Below are 18422 nucleotides of genomic sequence, written 5' to 3' on the forward strand. Positions count from 1 at the left end.
ACGGGCGCTCACCGCTAACCCACCCCCACACGCTCGCCGACGCGACCATGGACTATGCGAGACCCGCTTCGATCTCGTCACGCAACTGCGTCGCCGCCGCACGCAACGCCGTCACCGACGGACCCGCCGCCAGCACACTCCGAGAAGAGTTCGGCAACAGCAGCTCTCGGCAATCACGGAAGATCTCCGCCAGATCGTTCACCGTGGCACCCTGGGCACCCAGGCCGGGCGCGAGCACTGGCCCGCGATAGCCCGACAGATCGAGGCCGTGATCACGGGTGGCCCCGACCACCAGGCCGACCGTGTCTGCATCGACACGGTTGCGCGCAGCCGCCGCGTCGACGATCGACTGCGCAACGGACCCACCCGTCGACATCGACGCGTGTTGCAGCGCGGAGCCTTCCGGATTCGACGTCCGGGCAAGGACGAACACACCGCGGTCGTGAGCGACAGCTCGGTCGATCGCCGCACCCAACGAGTCGAACCCCAGGTACGGCGACACCGTGACGGCATCGGACGACAACGGAGAACCCGGCTCCAGCCACGCCTGCGCGTACGCATCCATCGTCGTTCCGATATCGCCGCGCTTGGCATCGGCGATCACCAACGTGCCTGCGTCCCGCAACACCCCGACAGTGCGCTCGAGAACCGCATAGCCGGCCGAACCGTACGACTCGAAGAACGCCACCTGAGGCTTGACGACAGCCACCTCACCGACGAACGCCTCCACACACAGCTCGGCGAAGACCTCGAGACCGTCCGCCGAGCGCGGCAGGCCCCACGCCTCGAGCAGAGCCGGATGCGGATCGATGCCGACGCACAGCCGACCGCGCGCGGCGACCGCTGCCCGGAGCCGGTCCGACCAACTGTGGTGATGACTCACGGCAGAACCAGGCCTTCCTTCAGACCCGCATGCAGATCCTGCAGGGAACGAACACCGATTCCACCGGCGATGGCTGCCTCGATGCCCTGCACTGCGGCCGACGCACCCTGCACCGTGGTGATGCACGGAATGTTCTGCGCCACAGCGGCACTACGAATCTCGTATCCGTCGACGCGGGGACCGGAGTTGCCGTACGGGGTATTGATGACCATCGCGATGTCGCCGGCCAGAATTCGGTCGACGATCGTCTGCTCACCCTCCGGGACATCCTCGCCCGACTGCTTGTACACCTGCTCGCACTTGATTCCGTTGCGCCGCAACACATCTGCGGTTCCTTCGGTGGCCAGGATGTCGAACCCGAGATCGGCGAGTCGTTTCACCGGGAAGATCAACGACCGCTTGTCCTTGTTCGCCACCGATACGAATACCGCACCACCGGCGGGCAACGAACCGTACGCGGCGGTCTGGCTCTTGGCGAAGGCAGTGCCGAAATCGAAGTCGATACCCATCACCTCGCCGGTGGACTTCATCTCCGGGCTGAGCAGTGTGTCGACGCCGGTTCCGTCTGCGCGGCGGAACCTGTTGAACGGCAACACCGCTTCCTTGACGGCGATAGGCGCACCCGCCGGGACGGTGCCACCGTCTCCGGTCTCCGGCAGGATTCCCGCGGTCCGAAGTTCGGCGATGCTCTCCCCCAACATCACTCGGGCGCAGGCCTTCGCAAGCTGCACGGCCGTCGCCTTGGACACGAACGGCACCGTCCGGCTGGCTCGAGGGTTGGCCTCGAGGACGTACAGAATGTCGTCCTTGAGGGCGTACTGCACGTTCAGCAGGCCCTGGACACCGATTCCCTTCGCGAGGGCTTCGGTCGATCGACGCACGTTCTCCAGGTCGGTCTTGCCGAGCGTGATCGGCGGGAGTGCACATGCGGAGTCGCCGGAGTGGATGCCGGCCTCCTCGATGTGCTCCATGATGCCGCCGATGTACACCTCGGTGCCGTCGCACAGCGCGTCGACGTCGATCTCCACGGCATCTTCCAGGAACCGGTCGACCAGCACCGGTCGGTCGTCCGAGATCTCCGTCGCATTGGAGATGTAGGTCGCCAGGGATGCCTCGTCGTAGACGATCTCCATACCGCGTCCGCCCAGCACGTACGACGGGCGCACCAGCACCGGGTAACCGATTCCTGCGGCGATCTCACGGGCCCCGTCGAACGTCGTCGCGGTGCCGTACTTGGCTGCCGGCAGTCCTGCCGCGTCCAGTACCTTGCCGAACTCTCCGCGGTCCTCGGCGAGGTCGATGGCCTCGGGAGAGGTTCCGACGATGGGTACGCCTGCGGCTTTCAGTCGCTTCGCCAGACCGAGCGGGGTCTGTCCGCCCAGCTGCACGATGACTCCACGAACCGTGCCCGACGCCGCCTCTGCTCGGTAGACCTCGAGCACGTCCTCGAACGTCAGCGGCTCGAAGTACAGGCGGTCGGCGGTGTCGTAGTCGGTGGAGACGGTCTCGGGGTTGCAGTTGACCATGACCGTCTCGTAGCCGGCCTCGGACAGCGTCAGCGCCGCATGCACACAGCTGTAGTCGAATTCGATGCCCTGACCGATCCGGTTGGGACCGGATCCGAGGATCAGGACCTTGGGCCGGTCCGGCTGCGGGGCAACCTCGGTCTCGGCTTCGGGGTCGAGCTCGTAGGTGCCGTAGTGGTACGGGGTCTTGGCCTCGAACTCCGCCGCACAGGTGTCGACGGTCTTGTAGACCGGGTGCACACCGAGCTCGTCGCGCAGCGCCCGCACTCCGTCCTCACCGTCGAGTTCGGGTCGCAGAGCGGCGATCTGGCGATCGGACAGACCGTGGTACTTGGCCTGACGCAGCAGCGCCTCGTCGAATTCGGCCGCCTCGCGAACCTGGACGCCGAGTTCGTGGATCTGCTGGAACTGGTCGAGGAACCACGGGTCGATCTTGGTCGCCTCGAACAGCTGCTCGAGGGTGGCACCGAGAGCGAATGCCTTCTCGATCCCGTACATCCGACCGTCCTGCGGTACGGACAGGTCCTTCAGCAACGCGTCCAGACTTTCTGCCTCGACCTCGGGGCCGGTCCAGTAGCCCGCGCGCTTGGTTTCGAGCGAGCGCATCACCTTGCCGAAGGCCTCGGTGAAGTTGCGGCCGATGGACATCGCCTCGCCGACGGACTTCATCGTCGTGGTCAGTGTGCCGTCGGCACCGGGGAACTTCTCGAACGCGAATCGCGGTGCCTTGACCACCACGTAGTCCAGCGTCGGCTCGAAGCAGGCCGGCGTCTCCTTGGTGATGTCGTTGACGATCTCGTCGAGGGTGTACCCGATGGCCAGCTTGGCGGCCATCTTGGCGATCGGGTAGCCCGTGGCCTTGGACGCCAGAGCCGACGAGCGTGACACTCGCGGGTTCATCTCGATGACGACCAGTCGGCCGTCGGCCGGATCCATCGCGAACTGGATGTTGCAGCCACCGGTGTCGACGCCCACCTCGCGCAGGATGTCGATGGAGAGGTCGCGCATCTTCTGGTACTCGCGGTCGGTCAGCGTCATCGCCGGCGCGACGGTGACCGAGTCACCGGTGTGCACGCCGACGGGATCCACGTTCTCGATGGAACAGACGATGACCACGTTGTCGCGGCCGTCACGCATGAGCTCGAGCTCGTATTCCTTCCAGCCGAGGATGGACTCCTCGATCAGCACGTTGGCCGTCGGGGACGCCGCCAGGCCGCCTCCCGCGATCCGAGTCAGATCCTCGTCGTTGTAGGCCAATCCCGAACCGAGCCCACCCATCGTGAACGACGGCCGGACGACGACCGGGAAACCGAGCTCGGCGACGGTCTCGCGTACCTCGTCCATCGTGTAGCAGACGGCCGACTTGGCGGATTCCCCACCGACCTTGGCGACGATGTCCTTGAACTTCTGTCGGTCCTCGCCGCGCTGGATCGCGTCGAAGTCGGCCCCGATCAGTTCGACGCCGTACTTGGTGAGAATGCCCTGATCGTGCAGAGCGACAGCAGCATTGAGAGCCGTCTGTCCGCCCAGGGTCGCGAGTACGGCCTGGATGGGGTGGCCCTGCTCGGCCTCGCGAGCGAAGATCTTCTCGATGAACTCCGCGGTGATCGGCTCGACGTACGTCGCGTCGGCGAACTCCGGGTCGGTCATGATCGTGGCCGGGTTCGAGTTGACGAGGCTGACCCGTAGGCCTTCCTCACGAAGCACTCGACATGCCTGGGTGCCGGAGTAGTCGAACTCGCAGGCCTGGCCGATGACGATCGGGCCGGATCCGATGACCAGGACGTGGTTCAGGTCTGTGCGGCGTGGCATTACTTCTTCTCCTGAAGGACGCTGGTGAAACGGTCGAAGAGGTAGGCGGCGTCGTGCGGGCCGGCCGCGGCCTCGGGGTGGTACTGCACCGAGAAGGCGCTGCCGCCGATCAGCTCGACGCCCTCGACGGTGCCGTCGTTGGCGCAGGTGTGGCTGATGCGCGCCCGGCCGAAGTCGGTGTCGAACTCCTCGCCTGCTTCGCCTTCGAGTGCGAATCCGTGATTCTGTGCGGTGATCGCGATGCGACCGGTGGTGTGCTCGATCACCGGGATGTTCATGCCGCGGTGGCCGAACTTCATCTTGTACGTGCCGCGACCCAGTGCCCGCCCGAAGATCTGGTTGCCGAAGCAGATGCCGAACAGCGGCAGCTCTCGTTCGAGTACCTGCCTGGTCAGCGCGACACTCGTGTCTGCCGTGGCCGGGTCTCCCGGGCCGTTGGACAGGAACACACCGTCCGGGTTCAGTTCGAGAACCTGCTCGATGCTGGTGTTCGACGGCACCACGTGCACGCGGATACCGCGCTCGGCGAACATCCGTGGAGTATTGGTCTTGATACCGAGATCGACTGCCACGACGGTGAATCGAGCATCGCCGGTCGGTTCGATGGTGTACCCGGCACCGGTGGTCACCTCACCGGCGAGATCGGCACCGAGCATGGACTGCTGACCGACCACCTGCTCGAGCATCTCGTCCGAGGTGCCGAGGGCGTCGCCCGAGAACACTCCCGCTCGCATCGAACCGCGGGTGCGCAGGTGGCGGACGAGGGCGCGCGTGTCGATTCCGGCGATGCCGACGACGTTCTGCGCCTCGAGCTGATCCTGCAGAGTTCCGGTCGAACGCCAACTCGAGGTGCGGCGCGCTGGATCTCGGACGACGTAACCGGCGACCCAGATCTTGTTGGGATCCTGGGCACTGGCCGCCTCGCCGTCCTCCTGATTCCAGCCGGTGTTGCCGATCTGCGGAGCCGTGGCCACCACGATCTGGCGGTGGTAGCTCGGATCGGTCAGCGTCTCCTGGTATCCGGTCATACCGGTGCAGAAGACGGCTTCGCCGAGCGTGCGCCCCTGGGCCCCGAACGCGGTGCCGCGGAACGTCCGGCCGTCCTCCAGAACAAGAACTGCGCTGCTCACGCGGTTTCCTCCTTGGTTTCTCCGGTGAAACCCTCTGTCCACACCGGGTAGATCTGCTTGTCGTCGGCCCTGAAGCCGGTGTCTATTTCGGTCCCCGTCGGCAATTCCCATCGGATGACCAGGAGACCGTCCTTGGTCATGACCTTGCCTGCGAGTCCGCGCTCGGTACGGATCGCCCGGATCGATTCGTTCGGAATCCAGATGGGTGACTCGCCGTCCCGATCGAGGAGGATTCCCTTCTCGTGTCGTGACAGCTCGCCGGTGGCGCGGTGGCCGATGTCGCCCACGGCGATCCGGTCCTGCCAACTCGGCGCAATGGTGCTGCCGACGTAGAGCCCGGTGGCCGGCTGGATTCGGTTGGCACCCAGATCGTCCGGCACGGCCGGGAACTCGCCGATGCGTCCTTCCTGACGCTTCTGACGCCCGCGCCAACCCCAGAAGATCAGCGCGATCATCAGCGCCCAGAACAGGATGAAGCCGATGACGATGAGAACTCTGTCCACGGCTCTACTCCCCTGCCCTGTTCGCCACGACTCCGTCGCGGACGGTGATACGTCCACGGAAGACGGTCGTGGTCACCTTGGACGAGAAGCTCATGTCCTCGAACGGTGTGTTGTGTGCGACGCTGGCGAGCTTCTTGCCCGACACCGTCCAGTCGGCCTGCGGATCGACCAGCGTCAGGTTGGCGATTTCGCCCACCTCGATCGGACGGCCCTGATCGGCCAGGCCGACGATCTCGGCCGGGCGTTCGCTCATGACCCTCGCCACACCGCGCCAGTCCAGCAGACCCGGGTTCACCATCGTGTCGACGACGATCGACAGCGCGGTCTCCAGTCCGAGCATCCCGGGCCGCGCGATGGAGAACTCACAGCATTTGTCCTGCTCGGCATGCGGCGCGTGATCGGTTGCCACACAATCGATCACGCCGTCGGCCAGACCCCTTCGCAACGCGTCCACGTCGGACTTCTCGCGCAACGGCGGGTTCACCTTGTTCACGGCGTCGTACGTCTCCAGACGCGAGTCGTCGAGGAGCAGGTGATGGGGCGTTACCTCGGCGGTGATCGAAATTCCCTGCCCCCGAGCCCATTTCAGCAACTCGACGGTGCCGGCAGTGGAGGCATGGCAGATGTGCACCCGCGCATTCGCGTCCCGAGCGAGGAGGGCATCGCGCGCGACGATCGATTCCTCGGCGGCACGCGGCCAACCGGTGAGACCGAGCCGGGCGGCGTTGGGACCCTCGTGAGCGACCGAACCGACGGTCAATCGCGGCTCTTCCGCATGCTGGGCGATCAACACTCCGAGCGAACTCGAATACTCCAGTGCGCGACGCATGATCAGTGGGTCGTCGACGCAGTGGCCGTCGTCGGAGAACATCTTGACCCGACCGACCCCGGCAGCCATCGTGGCCATCTCGGCCAACTGCTTGCCTTCGAGCCCCACGGTGACGGCCCCGACGGGGTGCACGTCGACGAGCCCGACTTCCTGTCCGCGGCGCCACACATGGTCGGTCACGACGACCGAATCCGCGACCGGCGAGGTGTTGGCCATGGCGAACACGGCGGTGTACCCACCCAGAGCGGCTGCGGCGGAGCCGGATTCGATGGTCTCGGTGTCTTCCCGACCGGGCTCCCGCAGATGGGTGTGCATGTCGACGAAGCCGGGCAGCAGAACCTGGCCGCGCGCCTCGACCACGTCGGCACCGTCGGCGTCGACGTCAGGCCCGATCTCGACGATCTCCTCGCCAGTGATCAGGACGTTCGTTTCGGGGCCCTCGCCGTACAGCAGGACTCCACGCAGCAGTACCGACGGTGCCGGAGCGGTCATGATGCTCCCCCGTCCGAACCGACCAGCAATCGGAACAGGACTGCCATCCGCACGTGAACTCCATTCGTAACTTGTTGCAAGACTGCAGTTTTGGGCGAGTCGGCCACCGAGGACGCGATCTCCATACCGCGCAGCATCGGCCCCGGATGCAGCACCACGGCGTGCTCGGGCAGCAAGTCGAGTCGGCGCTGCGAGAGCCCGTACGTGATCGAGTACTCCCGCGCCGACGGAAAGAACCCGTCGTTCATCCGCTCGGCCTGCACCCGAAGCATCAACACCGCGTCCAACCCGGGTAGCTCGGCATCGATGTCGTGCGAGACCCGAACCGGCCAGCCCTCGACACCGACCGGCAGCAGAGTCGGCGGCGCTACCAGCACGACGTCGGCTCCGAGGGTGGACAGGAGAATCGCATTCGATCGCGCTACCCGGCTGTGCAGAACATCGCCGACGATCGCGATCCGGCGACCGGAGATATCGCCCAGGCGTTGCCGGACCGTCAGCGCGTCGAGTAACGCCTGTGTGGGGTGTTCGTGGGTACCGTCGCCCGCATTGATGACCGCCGGACCGGCACCGGTGGAACGACCATCGAGACCAGCGCCTTGGTCGGCGGTCCACCGAGCGATCTGGTGCGCGGCACCCGACGCAGGGTGGCGGACGATGAGTGCGTCGGCACCGGCCGCGCGCAGGGTCATCGCAGTGTCGCGGAGGGACTCCCCCTTGGATACCGACGAACTACTGGCACTGACGTTGATCACATCGGCGCTCATCCATTTGCCCGCGACCTCGAACGACACCCGAGTTCGGGTGGAGTTCTCGAAGAAGACGGTCATGATCGTCCGGCCGCGCAACGTCGGCAGCTTCTTGACCTCGCGACCGAGCAGTGCCTGCTCGAAACGCTCGGCCTCGTCGAGCAGTTCGGTGGCGGATTCCGCAGTGAGGTCGGCGACCGACAGCAGGTGTTTCATCGCGTCGATCCTCCCTCGGACAAGCTGACGCCATCCCGCCCGTCGTGCTCGGAGAGCAGTACCGAGACGTCCTCGGAGCGGGCCGTGGGCACGTTCTTGCCCACGTAATCCGCCCGGAGGGGAAGTTCGCGGTGGCCGCGATCGATCAGGACCGCGAGTTGGACGGCGCGAGGGCGTCCGAGATCGCGCAGCGCGTCGAGCGCCGAGCGGACGGTACGGCCGGAGAACAGCACGTCGTCGACCAGAACGACCAAAGCATCGTCGACTCCGCCGGTCGGCACCGAGGTGCGTTCGAGTGGACGGTGCGGTTTGTTGCGCAGATCGTCGCGGTACAGGGTGATGTCGAGCGAGCCGAGCGGGGGCCGCACGCCGGAGAACGCCTCGATACGTTCGGCGAGACGCTCGGCCAGGGTGGTACCGCGAGTGGGAATGCCCAGTAGCACGACACGCGGCGAGTCGGAAGCGTCGAGCGCGGTCTTCTCGATGATCTGGTGAGCCATGCGAGAGATGGTCCGACCTACATCGGCTGCGGACAGCAGCTCACGGACGGCAGAATCGGCGGATGAACTTTCGGGCGCAGGCAAACTACGACCTCCTTCTCCGCCTCTCTGGACGGATCGTTAAAGGATGTCTGGCACTAGAACTGCGTAAAGCCTAGCAACGCTCTGCGAACCGAACCCACCAGGCTCGCAGAGCGTTCGGTCACACTGCCGTGGACGGGTGTGTCACAGATCGGAGTCGACCGTCGCATCGTCCGGGCCTGCGGCCTGGGGACGCGACGACACAGCAGCCGCAGCGGCGCGAACCTGCGGTGCCACGAGCACGATCTGGCCGAGTACACCGTTGACGAAGCCCGGCGAATCGTCGGTGGACAGCTGCTTGGCCAGCTCGACGGCCTCGTCGACAGCAACGACCGGTGGGACGTCGGTGGCGTGGAAGAGCTCCCACACCGCGACCCGCAAGATCGCCCGATCGACTGCGGGCAGGCGACCGATCGTCCAGTCCTTGAGATGATCGGCGATCACGCCGTCCAGTCGGTCCAGGTTCTCTGCCACCCCCTCGACCAGCGTGGAGGTGTACTCACTGACCGGTGCGATCGTGTCGTCGCCGCGCGCGAGTTCGATCCGTTCGCTGGTCAGATTCACCGGGTCGACGTTGCGCGCTTCTGCCTCGAACAGGAAATCCACGGCACGCTTGCGGGCCTTGTGGCGCGCACCCAGCTTCTTCGCGCCGGGGACGCCGTTCTGCGAACCGGAGGATGTCGACTTCTTCGATGACACGTTAGGAGTTCACACGCCCGAGGTAGTTGCCGTCACGGGAATCGACCTTGAGCTTGTCGCCGGTGTTGATGAACAACGGCACCGAGATCTCGGCTCCGGTCTCGAGCGTGGCCGGCTTGGTGCCACCGGTCGAGCGGTCTCCCTGCAGGCCGGGGTCGGTGTGCTTGACCTCGAGCTCGACGGTGACGGGAAGCTCGACGTACAGCGGGACGCCCTCGTGCATCGCGACCTGGACGCGAAGGTTCTCGAGCAGGAATCGCGCGCCGTCGCCGACGGTCGCCTCACCGATGGAGAGCTGGTCGTAGGTGTCGGCATCCATGAACACGTAGTCGCTACCGTCGTGGTAGAGGTACGTCATGTCGCGTCGGTCGACCGTTGCGGTCTCGACCTTCACACCGGCGTTGAACGTCTTGTCGACGACCTTGCCCGACAGCACGTTCTTGAGCTTGGTTCGCACGAACGCAGGCCCCTTACCGGGCTTGACGTGCTGAAATTCGATGATCGACCACAGCTGGTTCTCCAGGTTGAGAACCAGTCCGTTCTTGAAATCGCTGGTGGAAGCCACTTGCTTCGCGTCTCCTCAATCGTTTGTGCGCGTGACGCGCCGTCGGTCACGTGCGGGATTCGCTCCCGCCCGCGCGCTAGACGGACGTGAGTTCCTTGCTTGTCAGGGTGAGCAGTTCCGGACCCTCGTCGCGAACGACGAGTGTGTCCTCGATCCGAACGCCGCCGCGGCCGGAGAAGTAGACACCCGGTTCGACGGTGACCGCTGCACCGCTCAGCAGTGTACCGGTGCTCGACTTCGCGATTCCCGGCGCTTCGTGAATTTCGAGGCCGACTCCGTGACCGAGCCCGTGCAGGAAGTACTCGCCGTACCCTGCCTCCTCGATGACCGACCGCGATGCGGCGTCGACCGAAGCGGTCTCGATACCGGGTGCCAGCGCCTCTCGGCCTGCGGCCTGCGACCGCTGCACCAGTTCGTATAGTTCGCGCTGCCACTGCGCCGGCGCACCGATGACGAAGGTCCGCGTCATGTCCGAGTGGTACCCGGCCACCAGCGCACCGAAGTCCAGCTTCACGAAGTCTCCCTCGGCCAGGACGGCGTCAGTCGGGCGGTGATGCGGCACCGCGGAGTTCACTCCGGAGGCGACGATGGTCTCGAACGAGACGGCGTCGGCACCGTGATCGAGCATCAGCGATTCGAGCTCGCGAGCCACCTCACGCTCGGTCCGGCCCGCGCGAATCCCGCCGCCGCTCAGAAGCTCGGCGAGCGCGTCGTCGGCGGCGCGGCACGCGTCTCGAAGCACACCCACCTCGTACTCGTCCTTGACCATGCGCAGCGATTCCACGACTCCCGGCGCGCGCACCAGTTCGAGGCCGCCGTCGAGCTCGGCCCACGCGCGATGGGCGTCGACCGTGACCACATGACTCTCGAAGCCGACACGGGTGCCGCGACCGGAAATACCGGCACCGAGCAGGTGCAGCGCCGACGCGCGGTCGATCTCTGCGCGCAGATCGGGAACCTGCTCGGCGACCTGGGTGACGTAGCGGCCGTCGGTGCAGATCACTGTTCGCTCGTCACCTCCGGTCGACACGAGCAGCGCGGCATTCGAGCCGGTGAAGCCGGTCAGGTAGCGCACATTGAGCAGGTCGGTGATCAGAATCGAGTCGAGGCCGTCCTGGATCAACAGCTCTCGCAAGGCACCGCGGCGGGCGCCGAAATCAGCAGACATGTTCCCGACATTACTGGTCGGCCGTCAACGGATCGGGAGCCTCGGCTGCGCCGCCCCCACGGCGAACCTGTGGGCCCCGACACACAATCGGCCACGTGCGGATATGCTGTGCCGCATGACTGGGTGGGCAGTGCGTGGCATAGGTATGGCTTTGATCAACGTCGTCGCTCGACTGCTGCTGGGGGCAGCGGTGTCGATGTGGCCTCTGAGCGGTTCGGCGCTGCGATGGGTGGCGTATGCCCTCGTCGTGCTCGTCATCGCCGTCTGGGCCGGCATCGACGGGATCCGCGACCGACGCAGGAACCCCGACCCGGACAAGGGCGAGGACCTGACGATGGTCTGGCTGAAGGCTGCTGTGGTCGGCGGCCTGCTTGCCGGATCGATCAGTTGGATCATCGATTTCTTCGTCGACTTCAGCCTGGGCCAGAACGGACTGATCTTCGAGCTGACCTCGGGTGCAGCGTTCACGATCCTGACGGTGTTCGTCGTCGCGAGCATCGCGATGTTCGTCGGCAGGCAGATCGTCAACCGCGAGGCGAAGAAGAAGTTGGCCACCTCCGACGCCGAGCGAGCACACGAGCGCCAGCTGGTGAACGCGGGCTCGGCCGAGCGGGCGGACCAGGCGGGCACACGGTCGCAGGCCGAACCGCAATGGGCACCCGAGCACGGCGAGGCCGACACCGAGGTGTTCTCGGCTGTCGACGCCGACGGCAAGCCCCGGATGGACAAGCGCGGCAACCGTCACGGGAGCGCCGACGGCTCCTGATCCACGCGGCACACGTCCAACGGGCGGTGGTCGATGCACCGATGCATCGACCACCGCCCGTTGTGTGTTCAAAGCGTGTCGCAGGCGTACAACACCTGGATCTACAACATGATGGCGGAACCACCGGCCGCCGGAGCCTCGCGCCCCACAGCCGAGAAAGCCGCGACGAGCAGAGCCGGGTCCGGGCCCTCGAGTCGACCGGGCTTGGCCAATCCGTCGAGGACGACGAATCGAAGCAGGCCTGCGCGGTTCTTCTTGTCCGTCTGCATTCCCTTGAGCAGATCCGCGAATGCGTGCTCGTCGTAGGTCACCGGCAGACCGACCGATTCGAGAATCGTCCGATGGCGGTCCGCGGTCGCGTCGTCGAGCCGGCCCGCCAGACGACCGAGCTCGGCGGCGAACACGAGCCCGACCGACACCGCGGCTCCGTGCCGCCAGCGATACTGCTCGCGTCGCTCGATGGCGTGGGCGAGGGTGTGCCCGTAGTTCAGGATCTCCCGTAGATTCGATTCCCGCAGATCGGCGGCCACGACCCTGGCCTTGACTTCCACGGACCGTCTGATGAGCTCCGGCAGTACGTCGCCGGTCGGATCGAGCGCCGCAGCGGGGTCTGATTCGATGATGTCCAGAATCGCCGGGTCGGCGATGAAGCCGGTCTTGATCACCTCGGCCAGGCCCGACACGATCTCGTTCTTCGGCACTGTCTCGAGTGTCGCGAGGTCGACCAGCACCGCGGCCGGTTCGTGGAACGAGCCGACCAGGTTCTTGCCGGCATCGGTGTTGATTCCGGTCTTTCCACCGACGGCGGCGTCGACCATGGCCAGCAGAGTCGTCGGAACGTGGACGATTCGAACGCCGCGCATCCACGTCGCCGCAACGAAACCGGCGAGATCGGTGGCCGCGCCGCCGCCGAGCGAGACGATGGCGTCACTTCTGGTCAGGCCGATGCGTCCCAGCACCTCCCAACAGAATCCGGCGACCGCGAGGTCCTTGCCGTCCTCGGCGTCCGGAATTTCGATGCGGTGTGCATCGATCCCCTTGTCCGCCAACGCTGCTCGCACTGCTTCGGCCGTCTCGGCCAGGGGTGGCTGATGGAAGATCGCGACCGTCGCGGTTCCGGCGAGCTCGTCGACGAGGTCCGTCAACAGGCCTCGGCCGATGATCACCGGGTAAGGGTTGGCACTCTCGACCTGGACGCGTACGGGCTCTGTCATCGAATCACCTTCATCTACTGGGGGTTTCGTCGTTCACTTCGCGAACGGGCACCGGTGCGAGAGCAGTGAGCTTGGCCACCAACTGATTCACGACTCGGGCCGGACTACGACTGTCCGTCCGCACTCGCACGGTGGCAACCGAGCGATAGAGCGGGCGGCGGTGACGCATCAATTCCTGGTACTTGGCGCGCGGGTCCGGGCCCGCGAGCAGTGGCCGAGACGTGTTGGCTCCCGTTCGCCGAAGCCCCTCCGACACACTGATTTCCAGATAGACCACAGTGTGCGCAGCAAGCAGCTTCCGGGTTGCAGCCGACAACACGGCTCCGCCGCCGAGGGAAAGAATGCCGTCGTGCGAGGCCAGGGCATCGGCGACTATCCGCTCTTCGATCTCGCGAAATGCAGGCTCACCGTCGTGCGAGAAGATATCCGCAATGGTTCGCCCGGTTTTTCGTTCGATGGCCACGTCGGTATCGAACAGATCCAGATTCAACGCCTGGGCCAGTCGCCGTCCGATGGTCGATTTCCCTGCACCCGGCGGTCCGACGAGGACCGCGTACGGGCTCATCGCGGAGGTCGGGCGGCGGTGCCCTTCACGTAGTGGTCGACGTTGCTCGTCGTCTCCGCCAGCGAATCCCCACCGAACTTCTCCAACGCTGCCTGCGCGAGCACGAGGGCAACCATCGTCTCTGCCACGACCCCGGCGGCCGGAACAGCGCATACGTCCGAGCGCTGGTGGATGGCGACCGCTTCGTCGCCGGTCGACATGTCCACCGTCGACAGGGCGCGGGGAACCGTGGAGATGGGCTTCATCGCGGCACGCACCCGCAGAGCCTCACCGTTGGTCATTCCGCCTTCGATCCCGCCCGCACGGTTCGTCGAGCGGAGAACTCCGTCTGGCCCCGGCTTGATCTCGTCGTGTGCGACACTGCCGCGTCGGCGCGCGGTCTCGAAACCGTCGCCCACCTCGACACCCTTGATCGCCTGGATGCCCATCAGCGCAGCCGCCAGTCTGGCGTCGAGCTTGCGTTCACCCGAGACGAACGAGCCGAGGCCGACCGGCAGTCCGTGCACGACGACCTCGACGATGCCGCCGAGGGTGTCGCCGTCTTTCTTGGCGGCTTCGATCTCGGCGATCATGGACTCCTCGGCGGCCTTGTCGAAGGCCCGCACCGGAGACTCGTCGATGGTATCGATGTCCGCGCCCGCGGGCGGCGGGCCGACGTAGGGATCCGAGGCACCGATGGAGATCACGTGCGAGACGACGTCGATGCCGAACGCCTGCTTCAGGAACAGCCGCGCGACCGTTCCGATCGCCACCCGCGCCGCGGTCTCACGCGCACTGGCACGCTCGAGCACCGGACGTGCGTCGTCGAAACCGTACTTGAGCATCCCGGAGAAGTCGGCATGCCCGGGTCGTGGTCGAGTCAGTGGAGAGTTGCGGGCCAGATCGGCGAGGACGGCCTCGTCGACGGGGTCGGCCGACATCACCTGTTCCCACTTCGGCCATTCGGTATTACCGACCTCGATCGCCACCGGCCCGCCCATGGTCCGGCCGTGACGAACGCCGCCCGTGAGGGTCACCTTGTCCGCTTCGAACTTCATGCGAGCACCGCGGCCGTAACCGAGGCGGCGGCGAGCGAGTTGGCGAGCAATGTCGTCCGAGGTCACCTCGACTCCCGCGACCATTCCTTCGAGGATGGCGACGAGAGCGGGTCCGTGGGATTCTCCGGCAGTTATCCAGCGCAGCACTCGAACATCTTTTCACGTCGTGGCCGCCGCAACTGCCAGCAGGGTGGCCGCGCACATCGACGGCCCGTGCGCGATGCGCGCACCGGGGTATCCGCAGACCGCCGCGATCGACCCCACCACGGCTGTGGCCACCGGCGCCGCCAACGCCGCGACGGTCCACCCGGCTGTACCGCCCAGGCAAGCGATCGAACCCACCGACCAGGCGAGCTTGACGTCACCCGCGCCGAACGCCCTCGGCGCACCGAGATGAACCACGAGGTAGATGCCGAACAGCAGCCCGCCGCCCAGCAGAGCCTGAGCCGAACCCGTCGCCACCAGCACTGCTGGAACCACGACCGCACCGGGAACGGTCAACACGTTCGGCAGCCGGCGACACCGCAGGTCGACGGCGATCAGCGCTGCGAACCACCACGTCAGTACGCACCAGGTGATCAGCCCCCACGACGCGGCATCCGGGCTCTCCCCGAACCGCCACCACGCCCACCCGGATCCGAGGACACACAGCGCCGGTAGAAGACGCGGCTCCCATCGACGCAACACGACGCGCAGCACCACACCGGCGACAGCACCGACCGTGACAGCAACACCCAGACTCCACATGGCTCGAAGCGTCGCACCGAGACGAACCGAGTTGCGCGCACAGTCCAGGTCACGAAAAGACCTGTGGACAACCGCCGCCCTGTGTACAGCCGATGTCTTGTGCACAGCCGATGACCCGACGGGCGCAGATCGAGGTTGCTCGCCGGTCGACCACAGACGCGGCTACAGAACGACGCCGAGCGCCTCTCGCATGGCCGATCTGGGTGCCGGCATACCGGTGAATTGCTCTACCTGCCCGTAGGCCTGGTTGAGCAGCATCGACAGTCCGCTGATGACCGTTCCGCCGGCGTCGTCGACCGCAGCGGCGAGTGCGGTCGGCCAGGGGTCGTAGATCGCATCGAGTACGACGGGTGCCCGGCCGAGAGCGGCCGCGAAGGGGGCAACTCCGGCTGCGGGCACGGTGCTGACCAGCACGGCCGACGCCGCTGCGACGTCGGCGAGCCCGGGATCGCTGAACTGTGCGAAGTCGGCGCGGAGCCCGGCGGCCACCGCGCACTCGAGAGTGGCCGTCGCACGATCGGCCGATCGAGCAACCACCGTGACCGACGCGGCACCCAGTGTTGCCAGTGCCACGATCGCGGGTCTCGACGTACCTCCTGCACCCACCACCGTCACGGCGGCACCGGTCAGATCGTCGATTCGAGCATCTCGCAGTGCGCCGACGACGCCGTCCACGTCCGTGCAGTCCGCCCGCCATCCCGACGTCGTCCGCAGCAGAGTGTTGGCCGACCCGGCCATGACGGCGCGTTCGGTACGTTCCGACGCGTACGTCAGAGCGGCGACTTTGCCGGGCATCGTCACCGACACGCCGACCCAATCCGGCCCGAAACCGTCGACCAGTCCGGGAAGTTGCTCGGCCGTGCACTCGATGCGGTCGTAGGTCCACTCGTCGAGGCCGAGGGCGCGGTAAGCCGCCCGATGGAGCACCGGTGACTTCGAGTGCTCGATCGGGCTGCCGAGTACGGCGGCACGCATGTCAGCGGCCGCTGTCGAGGAATCCGGCTTCCACCTTGCCGATGTTGGCCAGGTGCTCGTCGTAACTGCGGGTGAACAGCGTCTCCCCAGCCTGGTTGATGGTCACGAAGTACAGCCAGTCTCCGTCGGCCGGCATCTCGACGGCCTGTACCGCACCGATGCTCGGGGACGAGATCGGAGTGGCGGGCAGCCCTTCGCTGGCATAGGTGTTCCAGGGCGTCACCGTGGCGCGATCGGCGTCGGTGGTGGCCACCTCGGTGGTGTCGAGCGAGTAGTTCACCGTCGAGTCGAATTCGAGCTTCTGCGGCACCGCGAGACGGTTGAGGATCACCCGCGCCACTTTGCTGAAGTCCTGCGGCAGGGATTCACGCTCCACCAGCGAGGCCGCGACGAGTGTGTCGTACGGGGTCAGTCCGGAGTTGCTGCCCGCGGTGAGGATTCCGGTGTCCTCGTACCGGGTGGCGCTCTCGGACACCAATTGCTTCAGGATGTCCGCAGGAGCGGCGCTGGGATCGAAGTCCCACGTTCCGGCGGAGATCAGACCCTCGAGTTGCCGGTCTCGGTCCGGCACGCCCTCGACGCGGTCGGTTGCCCACTGCGGCACTCCCAGGGCTGCCGGATCGTCGACCGCTCCTGCTGCGTTCAGATCGTCGTAGCTGATGCACGTCGGACTGCCGCTGCCGGTCCGATCCACGCAGCTGGCCTCGGAGATCAAGGTGTAGATCCCCTTCTTGACCGAACCGGTGTTCACGTCTCTCGCGTCGTGCAGTTGACGCCCCTCCGAGATGACCATGTTTCCCACCCGCGAGGCAGGATCCACCAGCTCCTCGACCGCGCGGGAAGCCGGAACACCGCTGGTGAGCAGGTAGAAGCCCGGCTGGACCGACGTGATCGCATTGTTCTGCAGCGCAGCTTCGAGGAACGCTCCGGAACTCGCCACCACGCCCTTGTCCGCAGCCTCGGTACCAATTTGCTGGGCGGTGTCGTTGGGATGGACCTGAATCACGACTCCGTCACCGGACGAACCGGCCGCGAAGTCCTCGTTCGGTGTCGTTCGATTCCCGAACTTGTTCACTGCGAAGTACCCCCCTCCTGCCACGGCGACGACCAACAGCAGCCCGAGAACCAGGGCGACTACTCGGCCACGACGCTTCCGGCTGGACGCAGCGCGTTCCCTGCGACCGGCGGCGCGGCTCCGACCCACGGCCTGCGGCATCGCTCCGGCATCCGGGTCGACTACCGGGCCGCCGCCGGCTTCGCGGTCCGCACGACGGGTGCCCTGCGTATGCGGTTCACTGCGTTGCGGCGGCCGGGACCGATTCATACTCCGGTGGAACTCACTGCCCTCGTCCACGCGATACCCGATCGGATCGGTGTGGGCCTCGTCCGGAGCCACCCGCCGTCGACCCCGATCATCGGACCCATGGTTGCTCACTCGTCGACCTCCGTCGATCCTGAATTCGTCGTTGCTCGGTGCGCCGCGGCCCGTCGTTCGTCAAGCCAACCCTGCAGTATCGCTACCGCGGCGGCCTGGTCGATGACCGATCGCTGATCCTTCGCGCGCACACCACTCTCCCGTAAGGCACGCGACGCGCTCACCGTAGTCAGTCTCTCGTCGGCCATGCGAATCGGCACGCCGGCCAACCGCCTGTGCAGAGAACGGCCGAATCTCTCCGCCGCGTCGACTGCACTTCCACGTTCACCGCGCAACGTCCGAGGCAGTCCGATGACGACCTCGACGGCCTCGTACTCGGCGATAATTTCCGCCACCCGGACGACGTCCGGCGCATCGGGTCCCTTGACCTTGGACCGCGGCACCGTTTCGACGGGCGTCGCGAGGACGCCGTCGGGGTCGGACGACGCGATGCCGATGCGAACGCTCCCGACGTCGATGCCGATGCGTCTGCCGCGGCCCGGATCGTCGACGCCGGGTCGATCGGGGCCTCGCCCCTGAGTCGGCACGAT

18 protein-coding genes are annotated in these 18422 nt (G+C 66.3%); 1 reads left to right on the forward strand and 17 read right to left on the reverse strand.

Going from position 1 to position 18422, the window contains the following annotated elements; translation table 11 throughout:
* Positions 1 to 52: 52 nt before the first annotated feature.
* From pyrF to JLZ96_RS01385, 10 genes are all read right to left on the reverse strand, one after another.
* Positions 53 to 883, reverse strand: a complete 831-nt coding sequence (pyrF, locus tag JLZ96_RS01340; RefSeq protein WP_201009379.1) for an orotidine-5'-phosphate decarboxylase — start codon at positions 881 to 883, stop codon at positions 53 to 55.
* Positions 880 to 4221: a carbamoyl-phosphate synthase large subunit gene (gene carB, locus JLZ96_RS01345; protein ID WP_032365742.1), complete on the reverse strand. Its 3342-nt coding sequence runs from the start codon at positions 4219 to 4221 to the stop codon at positions 880 to 882. Before carB ends, pyrF begins: the two co-directional genes overlap by 4 nt.
* Positions 4221 to 5462, reverse strand: a complete 1242-nt coding sequence (gene carA, locus JLZ96_RS01350; protein ID WP_373453881.1) for a glutamine-hydrolyzing carbamoyl-phosphate synthase small subunit — start codon at positions 5460 to 5462, stop codon at positions 4221 to 4223. Before carA ends, carB begins: the two co-directional genes overlap by 1 nt.
* Positions 5348 to 5854, reverse strand: coding sequence for a hypothetical protein (locus JLZ96_RS01355; protein ID WP_027496983.1), 507 nt, complete (start codon positions 5852 to 5854; stop codon positions 5348 to 5350). Before JLZ96_RS01355 ends, carA begins: the two co-directional genes overlap by 115 nt.
* A 4-nt stretch (positions 5855 to 5858) precedes the next feature.
* Positions 5859 to 7175, reverse strand: coding sequence for a dihydroorotase (locus JLZ96_RS01360; RefSeq protein WP_032400778.1), 1317 nt, complete (start codon positions 7173 to 7175; stop codon positions 5859 to 5861).
* Complete coding sequence (locus JLZ96_RS01365) at positions 7172 to 8140, reverse strand: aspartate carbamoyltransferase catalytic subunit (RefSeq protein WP_201009380.1); 969 nt, start codon at positions 8138 to 8140, stop codon at positions 7172 to 7174. Before JLZ96_RS01365 ends, JLZ96_RS01360 begins: the two co-directional genes overlap by 4 nt.
* Positions 8137 to 8724 (reverse strand): bifunctional pyr operon transcriptional regulator/uracil phosphoribosyltransferase PyrR, encoded by a 588-nt coding sequence (gene pyrR, locus JLZ96_RS01370; protein WP_094694469.1) that lies wholly within the window; start codon positions 8722 to 8724, stop codon positions 8137 to 8139. The genes JLZ96_RS01365 and pyrR overlap by 4 nt, the downstream gene beginning before the upstream one ends.
* A gap of 141 nt (positions 8725 to 8865) precedes the next feature.
* On the reverse strand, positions 8866 to 9420 hold the full coding sequence (nusB, locus tag JLZ96_RS01375; protein ID WP_032365740.1) for a transcription antitermination factor NusB: 555 nt from the start codon (positions 9418 to 9420) through the stop codon (positions 8866 to 8868).
* Position 9421: 1 nt separating this feature from the next.
* Positions 9422 to 9985 carry an elongation factor P gene (gene efp, locus JLZ96_RS01380; protein ID WP_027496978.1) on the reverse strand — a complete coding sequence of 188 codons (564 nt, stop codon included), beginning with the start codon at positions 9983 to 9985 and terminating at the stop codon, positions 9422 to 9424.
* Between the two features lie 76 nt (positions 9986 to 10061).
* Positions 10062 to 11153 (reverse strand): Xaa-Pro peptidase family protein, encoded by a 1092-nt coding sequence (locus JLZ96_RS01385; RefSeq protein WP_094694467.1) that lies wholly within the window; start codon positions 11151 to 11153, stop codon positions 10062 to 10064.
* A gap of 115 nt (positions 11154 to 11268) precedes the next feature.
* Here JLZ96_RS01385 and JLZ96_RS01390 point away from each other — a divergent pair, with 115 nt between their 5' ends.
* Entirely contained in the window at positions 11269 to 11919 is a 651-nt protein-coding gene (locus tag JLZ96_RS01390) for a B-4DMT family transporter (RefSeq protein ID WP_032382143.1), read from the forward strand.
* A 101-nt stretch (positions 11920 to 12020) separates the two neighbouring features.
* On the opposite strand, the gene aroB is transcribed toward JLZ96_RS01390, so the two are convergent.
* From aroB to ruvX, 7 genes are all read right to left on the reverse strand, one after another.
* A complete protein-coding gene (gene aroB / locus JLZ96_RS01395; RefSeq protein WP_032387325.1) occupies positions 12021 to 13133 on the reverse strand; it encodes a 3-dehydroquinate synthase in 1113 nt (370 codons plus the stop codon).
* 10 nt (positions 13134 to 13143) lie between these two features.
* Positions 13144 to 13698, reverse strand: a complete 555-nt coding sequence (locus tag JLZ96_RS01400) for a shikimate kinase (protein ID WP_027496974.1) — start codon at positions 13696 to 13698, stop codon at positions 13144 to 13146.
* Positions 13695 to 14882: a chorismate synthase gene (gene aroC / locus JLZ96_RS01405; RefSeq protein WP_201009381.1), complete on the reverse strand. Its 1188-nt coding sequence runs from the start codon at positions 14880 to 14882 to the stop codon at positions 13695 to 13697. The genes JLZ96_RS01400 and aroC overlap by 4 nt, the downstream gene beginning before the upstream one ends.
* 12 nt (positions 14883 to 14894) lie before the next feature.
* Entirely contained in the window at positions 14895 to 15482 is a 588-nt protein-coding gene (locus tag JLZ96_RS01410; RefSeq protein WP_080729239.1) for a prepilin peptidase, read from the reverse strand.
* 162 nt (positions 15483 to 15644) lie between these two features.
* Positions 15645 to 16457, reverse strand: a complete 813-nt coding sequence (locus JLZ96_RS01415) for a shikimate dehydrogenase (protein ID WP_094694465.1) — start codon at positions 16455 to 16457, stop codon at positions 15645 to 15647.
* Between the two features lies 1 nt (position 16458).
* Positions 16459 to 17892, reverse strand: coding sequence for an endolytic transglycosylase MltG (mltG, locus tag JLZ96_RS01420; RefSeq protein ID WP_027496970.1), 1434 nt, complete (start codon positions 17890 to 17892; stop codon positions 16459 to 16461).
* Positions 17889 to 18422, reverse strand: coding sequence for a Holliday junction resolvase RuvX (ruvX, locus tag JLZ96_RS01425; RefSeq protein WP_032391452.1), 534 nt, complete (start codon positions 18420 to 18422; stop codon positions 17889 to 17891). The genes mltG and ruvX overlap by 4 nt, the downstream gene beginning before the upstream one ends.

Origin of the sequence: Rhodococcus sp. NKCM2511, from assembly GCF_014905595.1 — a bacterium.
Lineage (GTDB): Bacteria > Actinomycetota > Actinomycetes > Mycobacteriales > Mycobacteriaceae > Rhodococcoides > Rhodococcoides fascians.